This is a genomic window from Streptomyces silaceus, assembly GCF_001419745.1.
Lineage (GTDB): Bacteria > Actinomycetota > Actinomycetes > Streptomycetales > Streptomycetaceae > Streptomyces > Streptomyces silaceus.
Map to the genome: position 1 here is coordinate 1 of NZ_LIRJ01000551.1, position 2,294 is coordinate 2,294.

3 protein-coding genes and 1 pseudogene are annotated in these 2,294 nt (G+C 73.2%); 3 read left to right on the forward strand and 1 reads right to left on the reverse strand.

Translation table 11 applies throughout. The features are described 5' to 3' along the window. Nucleotides 1-331: 331 nt before the first annotated feature. From cutA to AOK22_RS41680, 3 genes and pseudogenes are all read left to right on the forward strand, one after another. Nucleotides 332-667, forward strand: a pseudogene (cutA, locus tag AOK22_RS36405) (divalent-cation tolerance protein CutA); the annotation flags it as partial. A gap of 131 nt (nt 668-798) precedes the next feature. Further along, on the forward strand, nt 799-1,284 hold the full coding sequence (locus AOK22_RS40455; protein ID WP_193433309.1) for a gamma-glutamylcyclotransferase family protein: 486 nt from the start codon (nt 799-801) through the stop codon (nt 1,282-1,284). 166 nt (nt 1,285-1,450) lie between these two features. Further along, nucleotides 1,451-1,738 carry a DUF6355 family natural product biosynthesis protein gene (locus tag AOK22_RS41680; protein WP_055702952.1) on the forward strand — a complete coding sequence of 96 codons (288 nt, stop codon included), beginning with the start codon at nt 1,451-1,453 and terminating at the stop codon, nt 1,736-1,738. A 39-nt stretch (nt 1,739-1,777) separates the two neighbouring features. Here AOK22_RS41680 and AOK22_RS36420 read toward each other — a convergent pair. Next, a partial coding sequence (locus AOK22_RS36420; RefSeq protein WP_167357927.1) for a molybdopterin oxidoreductase family protein occupies nt 1,778-2,294 on the reverse strand: 517 nt, incomplete at its 5' end.

A 2,294-nucleotide genomic window follows, 5' to 3' on the forward strand; every position in this document is an offset into this window, starting at 1 on the left:
TGAAGGAGCAGGTGGGCAAGGGCTGGTGGTGACCGGCCCGGGGACTGCACCGGGGATTCGGCAGAGGGGCCGGCCACCGCTCTCGACGGTAGGAACCGTCCATCACGGAAATCAGGAGGTTGTGTAACAGCCGCGAATAAAGGCGCGGGAATCGCCATGTTCGGGACCTTCGGCCTGGTCTGTGTCCTCTGGCGGCCGGGGGCTTCAGGGGCTTCAGGGGCTCCGGGGGTCTGAGGGCTCTGGGGGCTCTGGGGGCTCCGAGGGCCCTCAGGGCTCCGGGTCTCTCGCCCTGCCGCGCCGCTCCTCCTCCGGCGCTGTGCACAATCGGCGTATGCCTATGGACGACGAACCGACGGTACGGGCGCTGACCGTGCTGACCACGACGGACACCGAACACAAGGCGCGCGGCCTGGCGCGCGGTGCGGTCCAGGGGCGGGTCGCGGCCTGTGCGCAGATCTCCGGGCCCGTCACCTCCGTCTACCGCTGGGCGGGCGGCATCGAGACCGCCCAGGAGTGGCAGGTGCTGCTCAAGACGACCCCCGCGCGCTACGCCGCCCTGGAGGCATGGCTCACCGCCGCCCACGACTACGACACCCCGGAGATCATCGCCACCCCCGTGGTCCGGGGGAGCGCGGCCTACCTGGACTGGGTGGAGCAGGAGGTCACGGAGCGGGAGCAGGGGGCCGAGGCCCGGGAACCCGGGGAGGGGGACTCCGAGGCCCCCGAGGCGGGGAAGTCCGGAGCGGGGGAGCCCGGAGCGGGGGAGCCCGGCAACCCCGAGGCGCCGGGAGCCGTCGAGTGACCGGGCGCGGCGGCACCGCCCGCCTGCCGTTCTTCGTGTACGGCACGCTGCGCCCGGGGGAGTGCAACCACGCCGCCCACCTGGCCGGCCGGGTCGCCGCGGAAGAGCCCGCCCTGCTGCGCGGCGCCGTCCTGTACGACGGCCCCGGCTACCCGTACCTCGTCGAGGATCCCGGAGCGGGCCCGGTGCACGGCGAGTTGGTGACCGCGCTGCCCACCGCGTACGACCGTCTCCTCGTCGCCCTGGACCTGCTGGAGGAGTACGTCCCCGGCGACCCCCGCAATCTGTACGAGCGGGTCGTGCGCGACGTCGTCCGTCCAGGCGGGGCGGCCGTGCGCGCCTGGGTCTACGTGGCGGCCCCGCGCGTCGCGGCCGGGCTGCGGAGCTCGGGAGCGGTGATCGGGCACGGTGACTGGGCGTCACACCGGATCGGCGGGCAGCAACTCCCGCCCCAGAGCTCAACTCCCGCCCCGCCAGGCTGAATCCGCAGCTCAAACGCCCGCGCACTCGATCTGATGGATCGAATCACTCGTGCGGGCGACTTCGCGCGACTACGGACAGTGAGTGACTGGAAGCTCTCCGTGTGCACCGGCGCGGGCCGGTGTGCGAGGTGGTGCGCGAGCACCTGTCCCAAGAAGGAGACGCCTCATGCGAGTTCGCCGTACCTTGCCGGCCCTCATCGGCGCCCTGGCCCTGGGCCTGGGGATGTCGATGGCATCCTCGGCCTCCGCCGAACCGTCCGTCAAGGACCCCTGCGGATTCTTCGAGACCGCCAGCGACGCCTACTACAACCACTGCACGAGCGACGGCTCGCGCATCGTGATCGAGATCGACGACTGGGGTCCCAACTCCGAGCAGTGCGTGGGCCCCGGCGTGACCTGGATCGGCTCGGCCTCGGACGTGGACGGCGCCTGGTACACGGGACGCACCTGCTGATCCGTCGCACCGCCCTGTGACGGCGGGCCCGGGGGGCTCTCAGCCCTGGGCCCGCTCCAGCCGCACGGCGCACACCTTGAACTCCGGCATCCGTGACACCGGGTCCAGCGCCGGATGCGTCAACGAGTTGGCCCGCCCCTCGCCCGGCCAGTGGAACGGCATGAACACGGTGTCGGAGCGGATCGCCGAGGTGACCCGAGCCGGCGCGACCGCCCGGCCGCGCCGCGACACCACCGCGACCCGCTCGCCCTCGACGACCCCCAGCCGCGCCGCCAGCCGCGGATGCAGCTCCACGAACGGCCCGGGAGCCGCGGCGTTCAGCTCCGCCACCCGCCGCGTCTGCGCCCCCGACTGGTACTGCGCGAGCACCCGCCCCGTGGTGAGCAGCACCGGATACTCCGCGTCCGGCTCCTCCGCCGACGCCCGGTGCACCACCGGCACGAACCGCGCCCGCCCGTCCTCCGTCGCGAACCGGTCGAGAAACAGCCGCGGCGTCCCCGGATGCGACCCCCCACCCGGACTCCCGTCGGCCTCCGGACTCCCGTCGACTCCCGCC